Source organism: Croceimicrobium sp., assembly GCF_965228705.1.
Lineage (GTDB): Bacteria > Bacteroidota > Bacteroidia > Flavobacteriales > Schleiferiaceae > Croceimicrobium.
Genome location: NZ_OZ245832.1, coordinates 181719 through 200797, shown reverse-complemented (window position 1 = coordinate 200797; position 19079 = coordinate 181719). Strand labels below are relative to the sequence as shown.

The following is a 19079-nucleotide window of genomic DNA, read 5'->3' as shown; positions in this document are numbered from 1 at the left end:
GATACTGGCAAATTGCACCACGGCACAGAAAGGAATTTTTTTACTTTTGCCGACTATTAGAATTTGGCAAGCATGGCTAAAAAGAAGAACAACGAAGAGGAAGTATTAGTAGACGTTACCCAATCCATCAGCAGATTGGAGAAGTTTTTTGAGGAAAATCGTCAAAGCATAAGCATTGCTATTATCGCCATCTTCGCGATTGTAGGTGGTTATATCAGCTACATTAAGTTTTATCAAGAGCCTCGTGAGGCGGAAGCGCAATCTGAAATTTACCATGCTCAACATTGGTTTGAGGTTGACTCTTTGGAGCAGGCCATTAATGGTATGGGCAATAAAGTAGGTTTTCTGGATATCGCTGCCGACTACAGTGGCACCAATGCTGGAAACTTAGCCAACTACTACGCTGGAATTAGCTACCTCCGTTTAGGTGAGTTCGAAAATGCCATCCGAATTTTAGATGAATTCCATACAGATGATCCGATTCTTCAGGTAATCTCTAAGGGTGCCATTGGCGATGCCTTCATGGAATTAAATCAAACCAAAGAAGCTTTGGAATACTACAATAAAGCCGTTAGCACCAACAGCAACGACTACATTGTACCTTTCTATCTATTGAAAGCTGGTTTAGCTGCAGAGCAAGCCGGAGAGAATGCCAAAGCTTTGGAATACTTCAAGCGCATTAAAGCTGATTTCGCCGACTCTCGTCAGGGTCTCGATATCGATCGTTATATTGGTCGTATCGAAGCGAAAATTTAATGGCCACAGCAGGACACAATCTATCGGATTTCAATCCAGAAGAACTTCCTAAAGCTACCGGAATGCGTATTGCCTGCGTAGTATCGGAGTGGAATTCAGAAATTACTAATGCCCTTTATCAAGGTGCTCGCGATATCCTAATGGCTTGCGGAGCAGCCGGGCATGATGTAACCCAGGTTAAAGTTCCGGGTGCCGTTGAAATCACCTATGCTGCCAAAAAGCTATGTGAATCCGAAAAGTACGATGCTATTATTGCTATTGGCACCGTAATTCAAGGAGAAACCAAGCATTTCGATTTCGTTTGTCAGAGTGTTACCCATGGGGTAACGGAACTCAATCTTCAATTCGACACACCCGTAATTTTTTGCGTTTTAACTGATAATACCATCGAACAAAGTCGCGCGCGCGCTGGTGGTATTCATGGTAATAAAGGCACCGAAGCCGGTGTTGCTGCCCTTAAAATGGCGGGGCTACGCAAGATTTTGGGCTAGGATAGAATCTAGAGCAAAGAGTTTAGAGTTTAGAGTTTAGGAACCTAAATGTCTTTGACTATTCACTCCAATAAAGTGGGAATTGCAAGGGGATTTTGCTTTTTACTCCACAACAACGGCAAAGAGGTCGTAATCTTCAGCGCCGGTGATTTCCACTTCCACGAATTCGCCGATTGGTAAATAGTCTGCTTCTACCAGCACCTCATTATCTACATCGGGAGAGTCAAATTCGGTACGCCCAATAAAGAAATCTCCTTCCTTACGATCGATTAAAGTCCGGTATTTCTGTCCTACCATCGCCTGATTATGCGCGGCGGATATCTTTTGCTGGATAGCCATCACTTCATTCGCACGCTCCTGCTTGATTTCAGCGGGCACATCGTCTTCTAAATTATAGGCATGGGTATTTTCCTCATGAGAATAAGTAAAGACACCTAAGCGCTCGAAACGCATTTCTTTCACCCATTCCTTCAACACCTCAAAGTCTTCTTCTGTTTCGCCGGGATAGCCCACAATAAGGGTGGTACGTATAGCAATGCCTGGCACCTTCTCCCGCATCAATCGCAAAAGCTTATCCGTACGTTCCTTCGTGGTTCCACGTCGCATGGACTTCAAAACCGGATCCGCAATATGCTGGAGAGGAATATCGATATAGTTACAGATTTTTGGTTCTTCCCGAATCAAGTCGAGTACATCTTCCGGGAAACCGGTAGGGAATAAATAGTGTAAACGAATCCATTGGATTCCTTCCACTTTCACCAATTCCTTTAATAAATCGGCCAGGGCACGCTTTTTATACAAATCCAAACCATAATAGGTTAGATCCTGCGCAATCAATAATAGCTCCTTAACTCCTTTAGCTGCTAATTTTTGAGCCTCCGTAACCAGATCCTCAATCGGGGTAGATTTATGTCCACCACGCATCAAAGGAATGGCACAGAATGAACAAGGGCGATCACAACCCTCGGCAATCTTCAAATAAGCAAAATGCTGGGGTGTAGTACTCAAACGCTCACCTACCAACTCCTTCTTATAATCAGCACCTAAGGCTTTCAACACTAAGGGTAATTCGCGAGTTCCGAAGTACTGATCCACATTGGGAATTTCCTTCTCCAAATCCGGTTTATAGCGTTCGGATAAACACCCCGTTACAAAAACCTTGTCTACCTCGCCTTCTTCTTTGCGTTCTACAAAGTCAAGGATGGTATTGATGGATTCTTCCTTGGCATTTTCAATAAAGCCACAGGTATTAATCACCACAATATTTCCTTCCTCTTCATGGACCACCTCTTTCTGGTTGGCCTTCAACTGCCCCATCAATACCTCACTATCATATAGGTTCTTTGAACAACCCAGAGTTACGATATTGATTTTATTCTTCTTGCGGTGTTTAGTGCGCATTAGTTTTCAAATAAGCTATTTACGAAGGCTTCTTTATCGAAGACCCTCAAATCGTCGATTCCCTCTCCTACACCAATGTATTTTACGGGAATCTGCAATTGATCCGATATTCCGATGGCTACCCCGCCTTTAGCGGTGCCATCTAATTTAGTTAGGGCCAAAGCGGTGATCTGAGTAGCCTTACTAAACTGCTTGGCTTGCTCCAATGCATTTTGCCCAGTGGAAGCATCCAAAACCAGGAGTACCTCATGAGGCGCATCGGGAACCAGTTTTTGCATTACTCTCTTAATCTTGGAGAGCTCATTCATCAGGTTCACCTTATTGTGCAAGCGACCGGCAGTATCAATAATCACCACATCGGCATTTCGAGAAATAGCAGATTGCACCGCATCAAAAGCGACCGAAGCCGGATCCGAACCCATAGCCTGTTTTACGATCGGCACATCGACTCTTTTGCTCCAAATTTCCAACTGATCTACCGCGGCTGCTCTAAAAGTATCTGCGGCACCCAATACTACGCTCAGGCCAGCTTTCTTAAACTGATGAGCCAGTTTACCAATGGTGGTGGTTTTACCCACACCATTTACCCCTACCACCATTAAAACATAAGGACGCTTTTCCGGCAAGCTAAATCCGCCATCAGCATCATTCTTACCATTTAGGAGTCCGGCAATCTCCTCTCGCAAAATTTGATTGAGCTCGGAGGTACCGAGGTATTTATCGCGAGCCACCCTTTCTTCGATGGCTTCAATAATTTTAAGAGTGGTATCAATGCCTACATCAGAACTGATGAGTACTTCTTCCAGATCGTCGAGCACCTCGGCATCGACCTTACTTTTTCCGGCTACCGCCTTGCTGAGCTTGGCAAAAACACTTTGACGGGTTTTTTCCAGGCCTTGTTCTATTTCCTCCCGGTTCTCTTCACGGGAAAATAATTTACCAAATAGACCCATTTGTATAAAATATCGGCAAATATCCTAAAAATGCCCTTCTTAGCGGCTGTAGTCTGGCCTTGATACAAAATAAAAAACCCGCCATCCAAGGATAGCGGGTACATATTTTTGGGAAAGCGATGCTTAGCTGTTCAAGAAATCCTTGATGTGCTCCTTGTTTACCACTTTCTCCTCGAAGGTATAAGCGCCGGATTTATCAGACTTCACCATTCTTACCACTTTGGTAAACTGGGCTGAATCTCCGGACTTAAGGGTTGCTACTACTTTCTTTGCCATCGCTAATAGTTTTTACTTGATTTCTTTATGAACGGTGTGGCGCTTCAAAATAGGATTGTATTTCTTAAGCTCCATACGGTCGGGAGTATTCTTCTTGTTCTTGGTGGTCACATAACGTGATGTACCAGGCATGCCGCTGTCTTTATGCTCAGTGCATTCCAGAATAACTTGTACTCGGTTCCCTTTTTTAGCCATTGCCTAATTTCTTATTTGGTGAGATATCCATTGGCACGGGCATCTTTAATCACCGCAGCCAAACCTTTCTTATTGATGTTCTTCAAGGCAGAAGCAGATACACGCAGGGTGATCCAACGATCTTCCTCTGCTAAATAAAAACGCTTCTTCATCAAGTTCACATTGAACTTGCGCTTGTTCTTTTTATTGGAGAAGGAAACATTGTTTCCACTCATTGCTTTCTTACCGGTAAGCTCACATACTCTTGACATGGATCTCGCTTCTTAAATTTTGGGTCTGCAAAAGTAAGTAAATATTACAGTCGTACAAACCTAGATTTCAATTTTCTGCACTTCTTTTCTTAGACGGTCTAATGCCATTAAGGCGCTACGTCGGATATTTCTTTGCCGATGATTACCAAAGTGATAGCTTTTAGCGCGGCTTCCTCGCGGTCCGGCAACGGCTATCCATACCAATCCAACGGGCTTTTCCACACTTCCTCCACCTGGGCCGGCAATACCGGTAGTCGCTAAAGCAAAATCCGCTCCCGTGCGCTTACGCAGTCCTTCAGCCATTTCCAAAGCTACCTGCTCACTCACGGCGCCATGGGCTTCCAAACTTTCTGCCTTCACCCCCAGCATGTCTTGTTTTAAGGCATTGCTGTAGGATACTACCCCGCCTAAATAATACTCCGAACTACCCGGAATACTTGTTATCAGATGACCTATATACCCGCCGGTGCAGCTTTCGGCTGTAGCCAAGGTCATTTTTCGGGCCAAGAGTGATTTCCCAACTATCTCTTCCAGGGAGCTCACATCTTCCCCAAAAATTAGGTCACCTAATTTGGACCGCATTATTGCGATGCCCTCTTCTACCAGGGCTTTGCTTTTTTCTTTAGTCTCCGCCTGTCCGGTTAAACGCAAGCGCACCAAACCTGGAGATGGCAAATAAGCCAATTTTAACTCGGCTGGTAATTCTTCTTCCCATTCGGTAAGCATCTCCGCCAAATCGCTTTCTCCAATACCTTGTGTGATCAAAGTTTTATGGTAGAGCCTCCCTTCCATCTGGGTGTTAACAATCCAGGGAACAATTTTATCTCCTACCAAATGTTCCGTTTCATAAGGTACCCCCGGAGTTGAAAAGTAATAACGACCGGCTCTTTCGAAACGCATTCCGGGTGCAGTGCCCGTTTCATTTACTATGGCCTCACAGGTACTCGGCACATAAGCCTGCTGACGATGTACTTCTTTCGGCTCGCGATTAAAACCCCGGAAAAGATTTCGAATATGCTCAAATACCTCATCCTTGAACACCATTTCGCCACCGAAATAATCCAGCAGCGTTTTCTTGGTAATATCATCCTTAGTTGGCCCCAATCCACCGGTCATAAATACATAGCGGGTATCCGGATGGACCTCATCCAAAGCAGTACGAATGGCCTCGGTAGTATCGGCTACCACCTTTTTCTGCCATACTTTAATTCCTTGCAAATTGAGCTGAGCCGCAATAAAGGCCGAATTGGTATCAATCGTTTGACCAATTAATAGTTCATCGCCAATGGCTATGATTTCTGCTTGCATTGTGGGAATTCAAAAGGGTTCGCAAATTTAGCATTTTTAATTGCGCCTACTTGCCTAAAATATGGGCAAATACTAAATTCACCCCTAGCACCAATAGCCTCTACCATGCGTAATTTCATGCTGATCTTCGCCCTTCTTTTTATGACCAGCTCCTGCGATGCACTTTTGCAAATTGCCCAGGAATCAAGCGCTCAAATGGAACCCAGCGAGCCGGAAATCAATCGCGGCATTAAAGAAGCTCTCGAAGTGGGTATTCGCAATGCGGTAAGTCGATCCTCTCAGGAAAACGGCTTTTACCATAATCCCAGCATTAAAATCCCATTCCCACCTGAAGCAGAACGCGCAGCCAAAACTCTGCGTGACCTGGGCATGGGTAATTTAGTAGATCAGTTTGTTGAAACCTTAAATCACGGTGCAGAACAAGCTTCGGCGAAAGCCAGTCCTATTTTTGTGGATGCTATCCGCGGCATGACTCTGCAAGATGTATATGGTATTTGGCGTGGTGATGCTAATGCCGCAACGGTTTACCTGCGTTCCAAAACAGAAGCTCAATTGAAATTGGCCTTTAAACCGGTTATTGATCAAGCTATCCAAAAGGTAGAGCTCACGAAATACTGGCAACCGATAGCCAGCAATTACAATCGAATTCCTTTTGTAACTCCGGTTAATCCCGACCTCAGTGATTATGTAATGCAGGAAACTTTAAATGGCCTTTTTGTGCTCTTAGCCGAAGAGGAAGCTAAAATTCGACAGGATCCTGCCGCGAGAGTAAGCGCCATTTTACAAAGGGTTTTTGGCTGGAAATCTTAATCCTTCTTTTTGAATATTTTACCCCACCAGGAGCCCTCCTTTTCTTCTTTAATCGGCTCTTCGGGTTCCTCCTCTTTCACGGCCTTACCTTCCTTTTTCTTAAAAAGGGAACGCAGATCATCCAAGAGTGTTTCTTCCTTATAATCGGGGCAATCCAGTATTTGTTTTTGGGATTCAGCTAATTCCGACCAATTTACCGCGCTTAAATGCGATTCCATTTTAGATAGCAGCTTAGCGAAAACAGGCAAGGCCATCGTTGAGCCCGACCCTAAAGCACCACTACGAAATCGAATCAAGGGGTTTATCCCGCCCATCCAGGTCACTGAAACTAAATCCGGACGATAGGCCACAAACCAGGCATCCGAATAATTCTGAGAGGTACCGGTTTTGGCCGCCCAGGATTTACGAGCACCATATATACTGTGCAAACTGCGCGCAGTTCCCGACTTGCTCACCCCTTGCAACATGGCATTCATAAGCTGGGCTGTTTCCTCTTTTAAAATGCGTTTAGCGGGCTTTTTTTCATGATGGTAAAGTAATTCACCAGAAGCTGTTTCAACCTTTTCTATAAAATAAGGCTGAACATCCATTCCCCCATTTGCGAATATGGCATAAGCCCTGGCCAGGTCAATTGGACTCACGGCAGAGGCACCCAATGAAACGGAAGGTCCATCTGCCCAATGATCAGCAATCCCCATTTTATGTGCCAATGCTCTCACCTTATCGGCCCCAGTCTTAAAATACCAAGCTACGGTAACGGTATTTATCGACTTCTTTAATGCGCCCTGCATGCTGTACATCCCTTCGTATTCGCCATCGTAATTCCGCGGACTCCAATCATCATAGCCCGGGTATTCTCGCCTTTCGGCGGATTGGTACTCACAAGGATCCTCTCCTGCCTCAAGTGCAGCGGCCATTACAAAAGGTTTTACGGTAGAGGCCATTGTATGCGCTGCCTGTACATTATCATAGGGTAAATAGCGATAATCCGGTCCTGCCACCCAGGCCTGTACCGCTCCACTTTGGGGATCTACTAAAACTGAAGCCCCTCGTAATAAGCGTAAATAGTGCTTTAAAGAATCAATAGCAGAACCTTCCTTCTCTATATTCCCCGCCGGATGAAACAGTTCCATCTTGTGCTTTTGACTCAGCTTTTCACGAATCTCATCATCTGACAATCCTTTGGCTGCGTAGCTCTTCCAGGCTGGACTGGCCATGAGCTTCTTCTCGAAAAAGGCAGGTTTTTGCGACCAGGGATTTGTAGAAGACCAATGCTGATCAAACTTCTTTTGCCAATTGGCCAAATGCGCTCTAAAGGCATCTCTCAGGCCCAACTGCTGCTCAGCATTTAAACTGGTATACACGCGAAGTCCATCTTTTTGGGCATCCCAAGCTTCCCCATTTTCTTTGACTTTGCCAGCGAGTATCTGCTTAAGCTCCAGTTCCACTTGTTTCAAATAATAAGGAGCGGGTCCTTCAAGGTCCAGATTGGAATAGTCTAAATCCAAAGGCAAGGCTTGAAGCGAATCACATTGCTCCGATTTCAAATGCTCATTACGAAGCATTTGGTTCAAAACCACATTTCTTCTGAGCCTGGATTTCTCTGGATGCAAGCGGGGATTAAAGGTGGTATTCGCCTTCAATAAACCAATTAATACCGCCGCTTCTTCTATTCTTAGATCCTTGGGTGGGCAATTAAAAAATCGCTGACTCCCTGCGGCTATGCCATAGGTGTTTTCAGAAAAGCTTACAGTATTTAGGTAAAGGGCCAGGATTTCATCCTTGCTGTAAATGGATTCCAGTCGCTTACTGATAATCATCTCCCGGCATTTATTTACCGGCATGCTTAAGGCCCCAAAATCCGGACGACCAAATAAATTCTTCGCTAATTGCTGGGTAAGGGTACTGCCACCACCCGAGCTACTATCCCCCATAAGAAGGGTTTTTACCAGCACTCTCAGCAAGCTCATCCAGTCGATACCGGCATGCTCATAAAAACGCTCATCTTCGGTGGCGACCAGGGCTTGTACCAAATGCTCCGGCAATTGATCAAAGCTTATTGGATCGCGATTAACGGCATAGAAGCTACCAATTAATGCCTTATCCTGCGAAAAAACGAGGGTAGACTTAGACTGTTGAATAGCCTTTAATTCGGCACTATCGGGAATGGGTCCCCAAAAGCCTATATAAACCGATCCAACAAAGAGAAGTATTAAGCTTAAAAACAAAAAGCTCAGGCGCAGAAACCATTTCCGCAATTTAACTGCGGTGGATTTCCGGCTTGGGCTTTTCCTTTTTTTCGACTTAGATTTTGAGGGCATCTATTCTTTTAGATCCGCTTCATTTGCTGCTTCAGCATTTTAACTTGATCGCTAAGCATTCCACGGGTGTCCAATTTCTTAACGTCCGTAAGCAAGATTTGTGCTTCACGTTTACGACGTTTTGCCAAAGCACAACCAGCTAATTGCAGTTTGGCCATCGCTTGATCGTGTTTCTGACGTAATCCGGTTTTAAGAGCTTTACGTAAAAAAGACTCTGCCTTACCCAAATTCGTATTGGAAACAATCATTCCCTGCAACATATAATAGTAAGCCAGCTGACCTTTAATTAAAGAGCCTTCAGGATTTTTAATATGGTCTAAGGCTTTCTGGGCCTTTCCCATATCGTTTTTACGCAAGAACCAAAAAGCTTGTAAGATGCGTTCGTTACGGAAATAGGTAAAGAGTACAATACCCGCCAGTAATAACCACATGATTCCGTTGCCGATCTCCACTTCGATAAATTGCCAAATCGACAATCCCATCAAAACTGCAGTTAATCCTAAGCGTAAATATTTACTGAACATTTATTTCGATTTTGGGCCGCAAAAGTAGGGCTAATTCGGGAAAAGGCCGCCTAGATTTTGGCCACCAATTTCACATTCAGCAGTCGGGGTGTTAGGTAATTGGGTACGGCATATTCACGTGCTGTACTAATATCTTTCACCCAGAGGTAGCTAATGGTATTGGTAATATCCAAAAGATTGAAGACCTCTACCCCTACCCAAAGACTACGGAAGTTATTAAGCACCTTCCACTTATGCTCCCGACCTTCACTCTTTAATACTTTTGAAAAGCCAATATCCACCCGACGGTAATCCGGTAAACGGAATACTCTTTCTGCGGCGGTAGCTTGAGGCGGTCCAAAAGGAAGACCTGTACCATAAGCTAAAGTCATGCTTACCCTAAAAGTGGGATCATTAGGTAAATAATCCTGGAAGAAGATTTTGAAATTCAATCGTTGGTCGGTAGGACGCGGTAGATAGCCTGCTCCATCGCCTTCGATATCTTCACGAATCGTCATAATAGATAAAGAGGCCCAAGAATCTATACCCGGTACAAACTCTCCATTAATACGGTAATCAATACCGGTAGCATAACCTTTGGCATTGTTTACGGCCCGATAGCGAATCCGCACATTATCCATATCGTAAGGAATCAATTGACCGAAGTCTTTATAATATACTTCAGTCACCATTTTAAATGGGCGATTCCAGATGCGGAGGTTGTAATCATGCCCTAAAACAAAATGAATGGAGCGCTGAGCCCGTATGTTTTCATTTAAGCCTCCTTCCAAATTCCGCATTTCCCGATAAAATGGAGGCTGATAGTAAAAGCCCGTAGCAAAACGGAATACCATATCTGATTCCCAATTAGGCTTAAAGCTGATACTCGCTCGGGGACTGATTACATTCTGATTATTGAAAGTCCAGTATTGATTGCGAATTCCAATATTGTAAAACAAATCACCTAGTGAATCCAGCGGAATTATCTGACTGCGTTCTACATAAGCTGTTGCACGCATTGAGTTTACCGAAATTTTACTGGCAAAGCTTTCGAAGAGATTCAATTCATCTTCCTGTAAAATGGAAGTATACACATTGCCAGCAACCGGATTCCCTAATGAATCCCAGGTATCCACAATTAAGGAATCGTAATTAAAGCCACTACCATCCGGAACATTATAACCTGCGGAGTCGATTCGTTCCCATTCTTTATAACGGTCAATAATATCTTCCATTTGCACCTTCGCGCCCCAGCGCCAGGTTACATCTCCTTGATCGATAATTCCAGAATGGGAAAGATTCGCCACAATGGCATCCAGATAATTTCGAGCGTAGTTTTGGAAGCCACCAATACTGCGGGTAAAACTGATTTCTCCAAATTGATCACTCCCTAAATTAGTATTCAACTCCCCTAAGCGATAAGCGCCCAACACATCAAAATACTCTTGTTCCGTAGTCTGAAAAACAGAGGCCTGATAGGTTAATCTCATGTTTTTACTCGGCCTATTGGTCAAACCTAAGGCCGCAAACCGCGTGGTAAAATCATAATCCTCGCGGCCATCAAAAAACACATTCAAGCGCAAGCTTTCCTGAATAGTTCCAAAATCCGTAGTTCTGCTTTGGGGCACCACCTGATAGAGATTGCGAGAGTAGTTTCCTAAAAAGCTAAGTTCCCACTCATCAGTCATATCGTAAGTGATATAGGCCTGAATATCGGTAAACTGAGGTTTGAAATCGGCTTCCGTATCCAATGAACCTAAAAGTAATTGATTGGTGCGGTAGCGGGCGCCAATTAAGGCAGAGACCCGATCTTTGGCAAAACGATCTTCGTAAACGAGATTTCCGCCTAAAAGGCTGCCCTCTACACTCAGGCCAAATTCTTTGGGTTTGCGATACGTAATATCCAGCACCGATGCCATTTTATCGCCATATCGGGCTTCGAAACCACCCGCTGAAAAGCGCACATTCGACACCATAGAAGAATTAACGAAGCTCATTCCTTCTTGCTGTCCATTGCGCACTAAAAAGGGACGGTAAACCTCAATACCATTCACATAAACCAGGTTTTCATCGAAGTTTCCTCCCCGCACAGAATATTGAGAGGAGAGTTCACTGTAAGAGCTTACACCCGGAAGGGTTTTTATAATGCCTTCCACGCCCGAATTCGGGCCTATAAAAGACTCAATGGACTTTACACTTACATCCACCTGATTGTCGAAACGGCCTTTGCGATCAACAATATCCACCTCGCCCAAAACATTCTTTAGCAATTTGAGCTGGCGATTGATTTCCTTTTTCTCCCCTTTAGACAGATTGATATAAAGGGTATCGGGTTCGTAATTGTAATTGGCAAAATAGACCATCAATTTTTTACCGGGTAGTACATCCAGTTCGTATTTCCCTTCCGCATCGGTAAGGGTATAATAGTCGCCGATACCCACGCGAGCCCCGTCGATTGGAATATTGTCCAGGTCGCTAACCCGACCGTAAATTTGGGTTTGAGCCCAGGCATATTGTGAGAAGAGGAGGAGGCTTAAAGCCGAGAGGACTAAGCGCATTGAGGCCTAATTTTTCTTAAAGGATTGAAAGAGTCTTTGCCAGGCAAAGGGATTACTTAAAGCACCCAAAATGGCGGTTGCTCCATTATCATAACCTTGATATCGCCCATAATCGTATATGCTTTGATTTTGCATCATAATGGCCAGGTCCTTAGCTTCCTCAGGATCGAGGTTCATAGCGGCCGCCCGATCTTGCAAAGCCTGAATCGCCAGATTCCGCATGGCAATATCATTTTGGGTAGTTGGAATATTGGTTGCCAGAAATGCTTCCTTAAAGCGATCTGGTGTAGGCCAGGGATAAAGGGTTACTTCTTCTAATAAGGTGGTATCGCGCTTCATCATAACTCGCGCCAAATAAGCGGTTTTAGAAAGCGTATCCGGCACCACCAAAACCTCCTGTGTGAAGCCAATACAGCTAAATCGGATACTGTCTCCCGCCAGGGCAGCAAAGGAGAAAAAACCATCCGCATCGGTCATGGTACCACGGGTGCCTTGACCAACATATACATGCGCAAAAGGTATGGGCCGGGGAATACTATCCTGACTCAAAACCAAGCCACTCATTTGCACCGGTTTCTCTTCTTGAGCAGAAAGACCCAAGCTTAAAAATCCTGAAAAGAGTAGTATAAAAATTGTGCGCATCATAAAGGAAACGATGAATTGGCGAAAATAGCATCTAAGGGGCAAAAAGTGTCCATGTTTGCTCGCTTACATTCTTTTTATCATCAACAACACGCAATTTTAACACTTGTTTAGTGTCTTGAGAAAGAGGCCAATATTTCGTTTTCAAGAGCAGGCGATCGGTTTTAGCATCATAATAAACAGGGACCCATTCGCCGTTTACCCAGGCATTGTATTCCTTAAGTCCACTTAAATCATCGCGCACTCGAATTTGCAATTGACTTTGCTTCAGGGGCATTCCTTCCTTAAAATCTATAGCTGAAATCTGCGGTGCCAGCGTATCCAAAGCAATGGCAAATTGCCCTAATTGTCGGGTACGAGCACTTATCCATCCATCTTTAAAGTCTCCCCCTTCATATTCGTCGTACTGTCCATCCAGATAACTGGCAATGAAAAGCTTACTTGGATCTACCCCTTTTGGCAAATGATTTAAGCGTAATTTTAGATCGTAATACAGATGCACCGGAATTTCGCGAGAGCCAAAAGTAAAGAGGTCACTATAGGCCTCCGGTAATTCTTCCTGAGCAATCTCTAAAACATAATCGCGGTAAAAACTACCCGCTCGAATATTGAGCTCATAGTTCTCTCCTTTAATCAGCTCTGCCTGATCAGGCTCAACCTTAGCAATCAAAAATTCGGAATTCCCTAGCTCCTCCTCACTAATCGGCTCTACCTCTGGATTCTCTGTGAGCACCGAATATTGCAGATCAAAATTGAGAACACTTAAATTCCCAGACACATCGCGGGCTTCAATACGAATAGGCACTACCGTGTCTTTATCAAAGCTCAAATGACCTGCTTCGGCTTTCGCCGGATAAGTACTTAACTTATTACCCGGCTCCCGATACAAACGATGCGAGGTCCTTTTACAACAGGCCTTCAAGCCATAATCGATATGTGCATTAATAAAACGGCTCTCGGCAAAGGCGAAGGTTTCCATTTTAAACTCATGCCTTAATTCATCAGCCACAAAAAGCTTAAGGTCATAAACCCCATTGCGGTTATTGTAGCCATCTTGTCGATCAATGGCATAAATCCCGAAGGAAACCGGTCCATTAGCGTCTACAATACCATCCCCTGTTAGTACATAATCGCCAGCTTGTTTTTGCAATAAGCTGTATTCTTTTTGTCCGGCCGGTTGCTTATTCTGAAAATAATAGACCTGCAAAGGTCCCAATTCTGGTTGCCGATGATCCTCTACCTCAAAGCCAAATAGCAAAGGATTAATAATCTTTTCAGTGCGACTGTCCCGAACTTCAAAATGTAAATGTGGTCCTCCACTGCCCCCACTGTTCCCGCTAAGGGCTAAAGTATCCCCTTGTTCAAAATGAAACTGCGCGGCGGCCGGATACAATTCGATTTCATTTTTCTGGAGCCTGCGCATTTCGGAGATTACATAGTTTTCCAATTCGGGACTAAAAGACAATAAATGCGCATAAACGGTAGTATACCCATTGGGATGTCTTAAGTAAATAGCCTTGCCAAAGCCATAAGGTGAGACTTTGATGCGAACAATATCTCCTTCGGCGGCAGCCAAAACCGGAATGCCTACCTTACCCAAAGTTTTAAGGTCGAGCCCTGAATGAAAATGATTGCTACGCAATTCACCAAAGGTGCCGGAAGAATAAAGTTTAATGGGCAATGGACTTATAAAGTAGTCTTGCGGGTAAGACGATTGCCCGGCCATCGGCAGGCTGAAGATTAAAAATAAGGTGAATGATAGTATCTTAGACATGCTCGAATTTATTCAAAATTAAGGGCCAAAATCGAAGCCGAAAGGATTTTTTCTTCCCTTTAAAAAGGGGTTTGTTATCCCGATATGGCTTGCTAACTTTGGCCATTGGAGTTTTTTGCGATGCATGAAGGCAATTGAAGCAAAGATCAAAGATCTGGAACAACTGATTAACCACATTATCAGTGATCATTTAGTAGTACAAAAGGAAAATGTACAACTGAAGGAAAGGGTCGTGGAGTTGGAAGCTCAATTGCATTCGCAGTCGGATGAAGTCCAAAATTTAGGAATCCAATTAGAACGCTTACGCTTGGCGCGTGGTTTGGCCGGAGATCCGGAAGAAGCAAAAGCCGCAAAAGCAAAATTGGGTTCTTTAATGCGGGAAATAGATCGCTGTATAGCTTTGTTGAATGAGTGATTTTCCTGAGAGATAGTGAAATGTCAGATTTGCTGAAAATAAAAGTTTCCCTGGCCGATCGGGTCTACCCCTTAACCATCCGTCGTGATGAAGAGGAAAACATCCGTAAAGCCGCCAAAAGTATCGAGGCCATTCTCAAGAAGTATGAAGATGGCTATGCGGTGCGCGACAAACAAGACTTGCTGGCCATGTGTGCTCTGCAATTGGCTTCGCGCCTGGAGAAGATACAAACCGATAATTTGGTAAACGGAGATGATATTGGAGCACATTTAGACCGTCTTTCGGAAAAACTAAAGCAAGCGACGCAATAGCAACGTTCTTTTACAAATTTTTTCCCGCATCCTTTCCTGTATTTGCTAAACTCAACATTATCAATAATAGGAGTTTAGCTCGGGTTTTCTAGATCATGCCTCCTTCGAGTGGAAGGTCGAAATTATCCGGTAAGCTCCGAACCTGTCTAAACGGAGTTTAGACGAAACACGTAAAGGGTGCGGGTTTTTTATGAACCAATTAGAAAGATGGAAACAACAACTTTAATTCTTATTCTGGCAGCATTAATCGTGGGCTTTGGAACCGCCTTCGTATTTAATATGCTGATCTTAAAAAAGAAAAATCAAAATATCCTGGCCGAAGCTCAAAAGGAAGCCGAAGGCATTAAAAAGGAAAAAATCTTACAAGCCAAGGAGAAATTCCTGGAGCTTAAAGCTGAACATGAAAAGGTGATTAATAAGCGGGAGCAAAAGCTAAATGACCGTTTTAATAACCTGAAGGAAAAAGAACAGCGAGTACGCGAACATGCCGAAAACAACAAGAAAGAGTACAAGGAAAACCAACGCTTGCGTGAAGAACTCAGCAAAAAGGTAGAAGTAAATGATGCCCGCAGCAAGGAGCTCGAAAAAATGCACCGCAAGCAGGTAGAGCAATTGGAGGTAATCTCTGGCTTAAGCCCCGAGGAAGCCAAAAACCAATTGTTGGAAGCCCTTAAAGAAGAAGCTAAAACCGATGCAGCAGCTTTCATCCAAACGACCATGGAAGAAGCGCAATTAAGTGCCGCTCGTGAAGCTCGTAAAGTGGTCATCCAAACCATTCAAAGAGTGGCCACTGAACAAGCGGTAGAAAACTCAGTTTCGGTGTTTAATATCGAAAACGACGACGTTAAAGGTCGTATCATTGGTCGTGAAGGACGAAATATCCGTGCCCTGGAAGCAGCGACGGGAGTAGAAATTATTGTGGATGATACTCCAGAAGCAATCATCCTAAGCTGCTTTGATCCGGTGCGTCGTGAGATTGCCCGCTTATCCTTACACAAATTAGTTTCAGACGGACGTATACACCCAGCCCGCATTGAAGAAGTTTGCAATAAAACCCGCAAGCAGATTGAGGAGGAAATCTTCGAAGTAGGTAAGCGTACCACTATTGATTTAGGTATCCACGGTTTACATCCCGAATTAGTGCGGATGGTTGGTCGTATGAAATACCGGTCATCTTATGGACAAAACCTCTTACAGCACTCTCGTGAAGTAGCTAATCTCTGTGGTATTATGGCCGCTGAATTGGGGCTTAATCCTAAAATTGCCAAACGCGCAGGTCTGCTGCATGATATCGGTAAAGTACCTTCGGAAGAAAGTGAATTGCCACATGCTATTTTAGGCATGAAGATGGCAGAGAAATACGGCGAAAAACCCGAGGTATGCAATGCAATTGGTGCCCACCACGATGAGATCGAAATGACCGGTCTTATTTCTCCTATTATTCAGGTTTGCGATGGTATTTCCGGTGCTCGTCCTGGTGCTCGCCGCCAAATTGCAGAAAGCTATATGCAACGTTTGAAAGACCTGGAGCAATTAGCGATTTCTCAAAATGGCGTTACCCAAGCTTATGCAGTGCAAGCTGGTCGTGAATTGCGCGTAATTGTAGATTGCGAAAAAGTGAGCGATGCCGATGCAGCGAAGATCAGCTTCGACATTAGCCAAAAAATTCAAAATGAAATGACCTATCCCGGACAGGTAAAGATTACGGTAATCCGGGAAACTCGTGCCGTAAACGTAGCGCGCTAAGCGGCTATTCTGCACTATAAATTTCCAAAGCCTGAGCTATCATACCTTTTACGATAGTCTCAGGCTTTTTGCTAAATACCTGCGTCCTACGATTGGCCAGAATCGCCGAAAGGGAAAGGCATTCCATATTAAGAAGACTACCCAAGGCATAAATACCGGCGGTTTCCATTTCTAAATTGGTAATTGCTAAGGCTTCTAAATCTTGAACCGCCAGGATTTCCAACCACTTATCCTTCTTGGCCTTTAAGGGGACATTTCGGCCTTGAGGTCCATAAAATCCATTAGCGGTAACTGTAATGCCACTATGCTGAGCCATAGGTCGGAATTGACTTCGCAATGCTTCCGAACCCCAGGTAAAATAAGGCTGGGGAAAAGCATCAAGACCTTCCAGTTTTCGAAAGTCGCTCCAATTGTAAAAGTGCATCAGGTAATCAAAACCCAAAGCTGCTTCCGACATTAAAATGCTTTCTATTGGTATATCTTCTCTTAAGGTACCGCTGGTTCCCAAACGCAGGACTTGCAATGGTGGTAAAGCTTCGGATCGAGGTTCGCGCTTGCTTAAATCCCAGGCATAAGCCAAATGCAATTCATTAAGCACGATATCTATATTATCAGTGCCAATACCCGTTGAAATACAGAGCATATCTTCCTGTCCAATTCGGCCGCGAAGGCTCCGAAATTCCCTGAATTGTTGATCGGAATATACCTGATCAAAATGAGGGATTAACCAATCCAGTCGATCGGGATCACCTACTGTGACTACCTTTCGGGGCACTTCACCGTTTTTCAAATGCAAGTGATAAACGCTTAAATCCGGATTGAGGATGATTTCAGAAGAAGGCATACTGTTCGTATTCGGGGATTAACTTAACTTTGAGGCACTAATTCGTTCCTCTTATGTCTGATTCATTCAAGATCCTGGTACCGATCGGATTTTCTGAGCAATCCTTGACCGCTTTAAACCAAGCCTCAATTTTTGCCAAAGCTACCGAAAACGCCAGCATTACCTTACTCTCTGTAATTGAAGAAGGAGGTTTCTTTTCGAAGATGTTCTCCAGCTCAAGTAATACTGAGCAAATTCATAGCGAGGTAAGCAAAAAACTGAAGGAAGTTGCCGAAAACTTCCAGCAAGATCACAACATCCCAACCAATACTATGGTTGCCGAAGGTGTAGTGTATGAAGAAATTGCTCGGGTAAGCAGTCTTATCGACGCCAACCTGGTGGTAATGGGAACCAATGGTAAACCCCAAAACCTTCGCAAACGATTTATCGGCTCGAATGCTTATCGCACTGCCGCTTTAGTAAAACCTCCAGTAGTTACGATTAAAGGGGTGCGTGAAATTGATAAAATTGAAACCATCATTTTCCCCTTATTAATGGATCGTCATAGTAAGGAGAAAGTAGGTCCTACCTTGGAATACGCCCGCCTTTTTGGTGCCAAAGTATTGGTAGTGGCTGTGAAAGAAAATGATAGTCAGCTGAATATTTTACGGGGCCATGTGAACCAGGTGGAAAGCTTTATTCGCAGTCATGGTGTAGAATGTGAGCATCAAATTATTGAGAATCCTTCCCGTCGTGGAGTGGTGCGCAATATTTTAAATCATGCTTATGATGCTGAAGGTGATTTGGTAATTATTACCGAAGAAGCCGGCCCAACCGACATTACCGATTATTTCTTAGGTAATGAAATGCAAGCCGTTATTTACCACAGCGAAATTCCGGTTATGTGCATTACGCCTAAGGCCGTTAAATACGATAAAATGTGGGATTCTTTCTAAGAGTCAAACACTTATAGATATTGGCGCCTCCAGAAATGGGGGCGCCTTTTTTTTATCCTCCATTCTCCAATTCAAAAATTTAAGCGGAGACCGGTATATACAATGAACCAGAACTGCAGTTTGGCGTTAGACTGATATGTATCAACTAAAGCAAGAACAGTGGGTAAATGCGCCACTTAAGGAGGTTTGGGATTTCTTTTCCAATCCGGAAAACCTATTGCGGATTACTCCTGCTAAAATGAAAATGCGGATTGTCGAAAAGCCCAGTTCTACAATGTTTCCGGGTATGATTCTGCGCTATAAGGTGGCTCCGATTTTAGGAATTCCTTTAAACTGGACTTCCGAAATCAGCGCTGTAAGTAAGGAGAACTTTTTTGTGGATGAAATGCGCTCTGGTCCCTTTAAAATGTGGCATCATTTACACCGTTTCCAAGCCAAGGATGGTGGAACTCTAATCAGTGATGAGCTGCATTATCGATTACCGATCGAAGCACTTTCGCGCTGGGCACACCCCTGGTTGGTACAGAAGCAATTGAAAGAGATGTTTGAACATCGCGAAAAAGTGATTCAAGAAATATTTTAATCAGGC

At 44.0% G+C, this 19079-nt stretch carries 20 protein-coding genes; 8 read left to right on the top strand and 12 right to left on the bottom strand.

What is annotated here, in order from left to right; all coding sequences use genetic code 11:
• Positions 1 to 72 precede the first annotated feature (72 nt).
• Together ACO05P_RS00785 and ribH are read left to right on the top strand one after the other, a co-directional pair.
• Positions 73 to 756 (top strand): tetratricopeptide repeat protein, encoded by a 684-nt coding sequence (locus ACO05P_RS00785; protein ID WP_421752883.1) that lies wholly within the window; start codon positions 73 to 75, stop codon positions 754 to 756.
• A complete protein-coding gene (ribH, locus tag ACO05P_RS00780) occupies positions 756 to 1247 on the top strand; it encodes a 6,7-dimethyl-8-ribityllumazine synthase (RefSeq protein ID WP_421752882.1) in 492 nt (163 codons plus the stop codon). The genes ACO05P_RS00785 and ribH overlap by 1 nt, the downstream gene beginning before the upstream one ends.
• 102 nt (positions 1248 to 1349) lie before the next feature.
• Here ribH and rimO read toward each other — a convergent pair whose 3' ends face one another.
• The 6 genes from rimO to ACO05P_RS00750 form a co-directional block, all read right to left on the bottom strand.
• On the bottom strand, positions 1350 to 2648 hold the full coding sequence (gene rimO / locus ACO05P_RS00775; RefSeq protein WP_421752881.1) for a 30S ribosomal protein S12 methylthiotransferase RimO: 1299 nt from the start codon (positions 2646 to 2648) through the stop codon (positions 1350 to 1352).
• Positions 2648 to 3601, bottom strand: a complete 954-nt coding sequence (gene ftsY / locus ACO05P_RS00770; protein WP_421752880.1) for a signal recognition particle-docking protein FtsY — start codon at positions 3599 to 3601, stop codon at positions 2648 to 2650. Before ftsY ends, rimO begins: the two co-directional genes overlap by 1 nt.
• A 123-nt stretch (positions 3602 to 3724) precedes the next feature.
• Complete coding sequence (locus ACO05P_RS00765; protein ID WP_421752879.1) at positions 3725 to 3877, bottom strand: DUF4295 domain-containing protein; 153 nt, start codon at positions 3875 to 3877, stop codon at positions 3725 to 3727.
• A gap of 12 nt (positions 3878 to 3889) precedes the next feature.
• On the bottom strand, positions 3890 to 4072 hold the full coding sequence (rpmG, locus tag ACO05P_RS00760) for a 50S ribosomal protein L33 (RefSeq protein WP_210758044.1): 183 nt from the start codon (positions 4070 to 4072) through the stop codon (positions 3890 to 3892).
• 11 nt (positions 4073 to 4083) lie between these two features.
• A complete protein-coding gene (rpmB, locus tag ACO05P_RS00755; RefSeq protein WP_421752878.1) occupies positions 4084 to 4323 on the bottom strand; it encodes a 50S ribosomal protein L28 in 240 nt (79 codons plus the stop codon).
• A gap of 60 nt (positions 4324 to 4383) precedes the next feature.
• Complete coding sequence (locus tag ACO05P_RS00750) at positions 4384 to 5631, bottom strand: competence/damage-inducible protein A (protein ID WP_421752877.1); 1248 nt, start codon at positions 5629 to 5631, stop codon at positions 4384 to 4386.
• A gap of 105 nt (positions 5632 to 5736) precedes the next feature.
• On the opposite strand from ACO05P_RS00750, the gene ACO05P_RS00745 reads away from it, so the two are divergent.
• Entirely contained in the window at positions 5737 to 6441 is a 705-nt protein-coding gene (locus tag ACO05P_RS00745) for a DUF4197 domain-containing protein (protein WP_421752876.1), read from the top strand.
• Here the strand turns inward: ACO05P_RS00745 and ACO05P_RS00740 are convergent.
• The 5 genes from ACO05P_RS00740 to ACO05P_RS00720 form a co-directional block, all read right to left on the bottom strand.
• Positions 6438 to 8699, bottom strand: a complete 2262-nt coding sequence (locus tag ACO05P_RS00740) for a transglycosylase domain-containing protein (protein ID WP_421752875.1) — start codon at positions 8697 to 8699, stop codon at positions 6438 to 6440. The genes ACO05P_RS00745 and ACO05P_RS00740 overlap by 4 nt on opposite strands.
• 71 nt (positions 8700 to 8770) lie before the next feature.
• A complete protein-coding gene (locus tag ACO05P_RS00735) occupies positions 8771 to 9286 on the bottom strand; it encodes a DUF2892 domain-containing protein (protein WP_421752874.1) in 516 nt (171 codons plus the stop codon).
• A gap of 50 nt (positions 9287 to 9336) precedes the next feature.
• Positions 9337 to 11823, bottom strand: a complete 2487-nt coding sequence (locus ACO05P_RS00730; RefSeq protein WP_421752873.1) for a TonB-dependent receptor — start codon at positions 11821 to 11823, stop codon at positions 9337 to 9339.
• A gap of 6 nt (positions 11824 to 11829) precedes the next feature.
• The gene (locus tag ACO05P_RS00725; RefSeq protein WP_421752872.1) at positions 11830 to 12468 is read right to left on the bottom strand and encodes a carboxypeptidase-like regulatory domain-containing protein; all 639 of its coding nucleotides are present in this window, start codon (positions 12466 to 12468) and stop codon (positions 11830 to 11832) included.
• 31 nt (positions 12469 to 12499) lie between these two features.
• Positions 12500 to 14239: a M23 family metallopeptidase gene (locus ACO05P_RS00720; RefSeq protein WP_421752871.1), complete on the bottom strand. Its 1740-nt coding sequence runs from the start codon at positions 14237 to 14239 to the stop codon at positions 12500 to 12502.
• 124 nt (positions 14240 to 14363) lie between these two features.
• Here ACO05P_RS00720 and ACO05P_RS00715 point away from each other — a divergent pair, with 124 nt between their 5' ends.
• From ACO05P_RS00715 to rny, 3 genes are all read left to right on the top strand, one after another.
• The gene (locus tag ACO05P_RS00715) at positions 14364 to 14654 is read left to right on the top strand and encodes a hypothetical protein (protein ID WP_421752870.1); all 291 of its coding nucleotides are present in this window, start codon (positions 14364 to 14366) and stop codon (positions 14652 to 14654) included.
• Positions 14655 to 14674: 20 nt separating this feature from the next.
• A complete protein-coding gene (locus tag ACO05P_RS00710; RefSeq protein ID WP_421752869.1) occupies positions 14675 to 14965 on the top strand; it encodes a cell division protein ZapA in 291 nt (96 codons plus the stop codon).
• Positions 14966 to 15172: 207 nt separating this feature from the next.
• Complete coding sequence (gene rny / locus ACO05P_RS00705) at positions 15173 to 16711, top strand: ribonuclease Y (RefSeq protein WP_421752868.1); 1539 nt, start codon at positions 15173 to 15175, stop codon at positions 16709 to 16711.
• A 4-nt stretch (positions 16712 to 16715) separates the two neighbouring features.
• Here rny and ACO05P_RS00700 read toward each other — a convergent pair whose 3' ends face one another.
• Positions 16716 to 17555, bottom strand: coding sequence for a phosphorylase (locus ACO05P_RS00700; RefSeq protein ID WP_421752867.1), 840 nt, complete (start codon positions 17553 to 17555; stop codon positions 16716 to 16718).
• Positions 17556 to 17608: 53 nt separating this feature from the next.
• On the opposite strand from ACO05P_RS00700, the gene ACO05P_RS00695 reads away from it, so the two are divergent.
• Both ACO05P_RS00695 and ACO05P_RS00690 read left to right on the top strand, forming a co-directional pair.
• A complete protein-coding gene (locus tag ACO05P_RS00695; RefSeq protein WP_421752866.1) occupies positions 17609 to 18490 on the top strand; it encodes a universal stress protein in 882 nt (293 codons plus the stop codon).
• Between the two features lie 136 nt (positions 18491 to 18626).
• Positions 18627 to 19073, top strand: a complete 447-nt coding sequence (locus tag ACO05P_RS00690; protein WP_421752865.1) for an SRPBCC family protein — start codon at positions 18627 to 18629, stop codon at positions 19071 to 19073.
• The last annotated feature ends 6 nt before the right edge of the window (positions 19074 to 19079 follow it).

Bases quoted from the DNA above. Each gene is read 5' to 3' on its own strand.
- ACO05P_RS00730 (WP_421752873.1), bottom strand. From the start codon at position 11,823: ATGCGCTTAGTCCTCTCGGCTTTAAGCCTCCTCCTCTTCTCACAATAT.
- rpmB (WP_421752878.1), bottom strand. From the start codon at position 4,323: ATGTCAAGAGTATGTGAGCTTACCGGTAAGAAAGCAATGAGTGGAAAC.
- ACO05P_RS00720 (WP_421752871.1), bottom strand. From the start codon at position 14,239: ATGTCTAAGATACTATCATTCACCTTATTTTTAATCTTCAGCCTGCCG.
- rny (WP_421752868.1), top strand. From the start codon at position 15,173: ATGGAAACAACAACTTTAATTCTTATTCTGGCAGCATTAATCGTGGGC.
- ACO05P_RS00710 (WP_421752869.1), top strand. From the start codon at position 14,675: ATGTCAGATTTGCTGAAAATAAAAGTTTCCCTGGCCGATCGGGTCTAC.
- rpmG (WP_210758044.1), bottom strand. From the start codon at position 4,072: ATGGCTAAAAAAGGGAACCGAGTACAAGTTATTCTGGAATGCACTGAG.
- ACO05P_RS00745 (WP_421752876.1), top strand. From the start codon at position 5,737: ATGCGTAATTTCATGCTGATCTTCGCCCTTCTTTTTATGACCAGCTCC.
- ftsY (WP_421752880.1), bottom strand. From the start codon at position 3,601: ATGGGTCTATTTGGTAAATTATTTTCCCGTGAAGAGAACCGGGAGGAA.
- ACO05P_RS00725 (WP_421752872.1), bottom strand. From the start codon at position 12,468: ATGATGCGCACAATTTTTATACTACTCTTTTCAGGATTTTTAAGCTTG.
- ACO05P_RS00690 (WP_421752865.1), top strand. From the start codon at position 18,627: ATGTATCAACTAAAGCAAGAACAGTGGGTAAATGCGCCACTTAAGGAG.
- ACO05P_RS00785 (WP_421752883.1), top strand. From the start codon at position 73: ATGGCTAAAAAGAAGAACAACGAAGAGGAAGTATTAGTAGACGTTACC.
- ACO05P_RS00750 (WP_421752877.1), bottom strand. From the start codon at position 5,631: ATGCAAGCAGAAATCATAGCCATTGGCGATGAACTATTAATTGGTCAA.
- ACO05P_RS00715 (WP_421752870.1), top strand. From the start codon at position 14,364: ATGAAGGCAATTGAAGCAAAGATCAAAGATCTGGAACAACTGATTAAC.
- rimO (WP_421752881.1), bottom strand. From the start codon at position 2,648: ATGCGCACTAAACACCGCAAGAAGAATAAAATCAATATCGTAACTCTG.
- ribH (WP_421752882.1), top strand. From the start codon at position 756: ATGGCCACAGCAGGACACAATCTATCGGATTTCAATCCAGAAGAACTT.
- ACO05P_RS00735 (WP_421752874.1), bottom strand. From the start codon at position 9,286: ATGTTCAGTAAATATTTACGCTTAGGATTAACTGCAGTTTTGATGGGA.
- ACO05P_RS00700 (WP_421752867.1), bottom strand. From the start codon at position 17,555: ATGCCTTCTTCTGAAATCATCCTCAATCCGGATTTAAGCGTTTATCAC.
- ACO05P_RS00765 (WP_421752879.1), bottom strand. From the start codon at position 3,877: ATGGCAAAGAAAGTAGTAGCAACCCTTAAGTCCGGAGATTCAGCCCAG.
- ACO05P_RS00695 (WP_421752866.1), top strand. From the start codon at position 17,609: ATGTCTGATTCATTCAAGATCCTGGTACCGATCGGATTTTCTGAGCAA.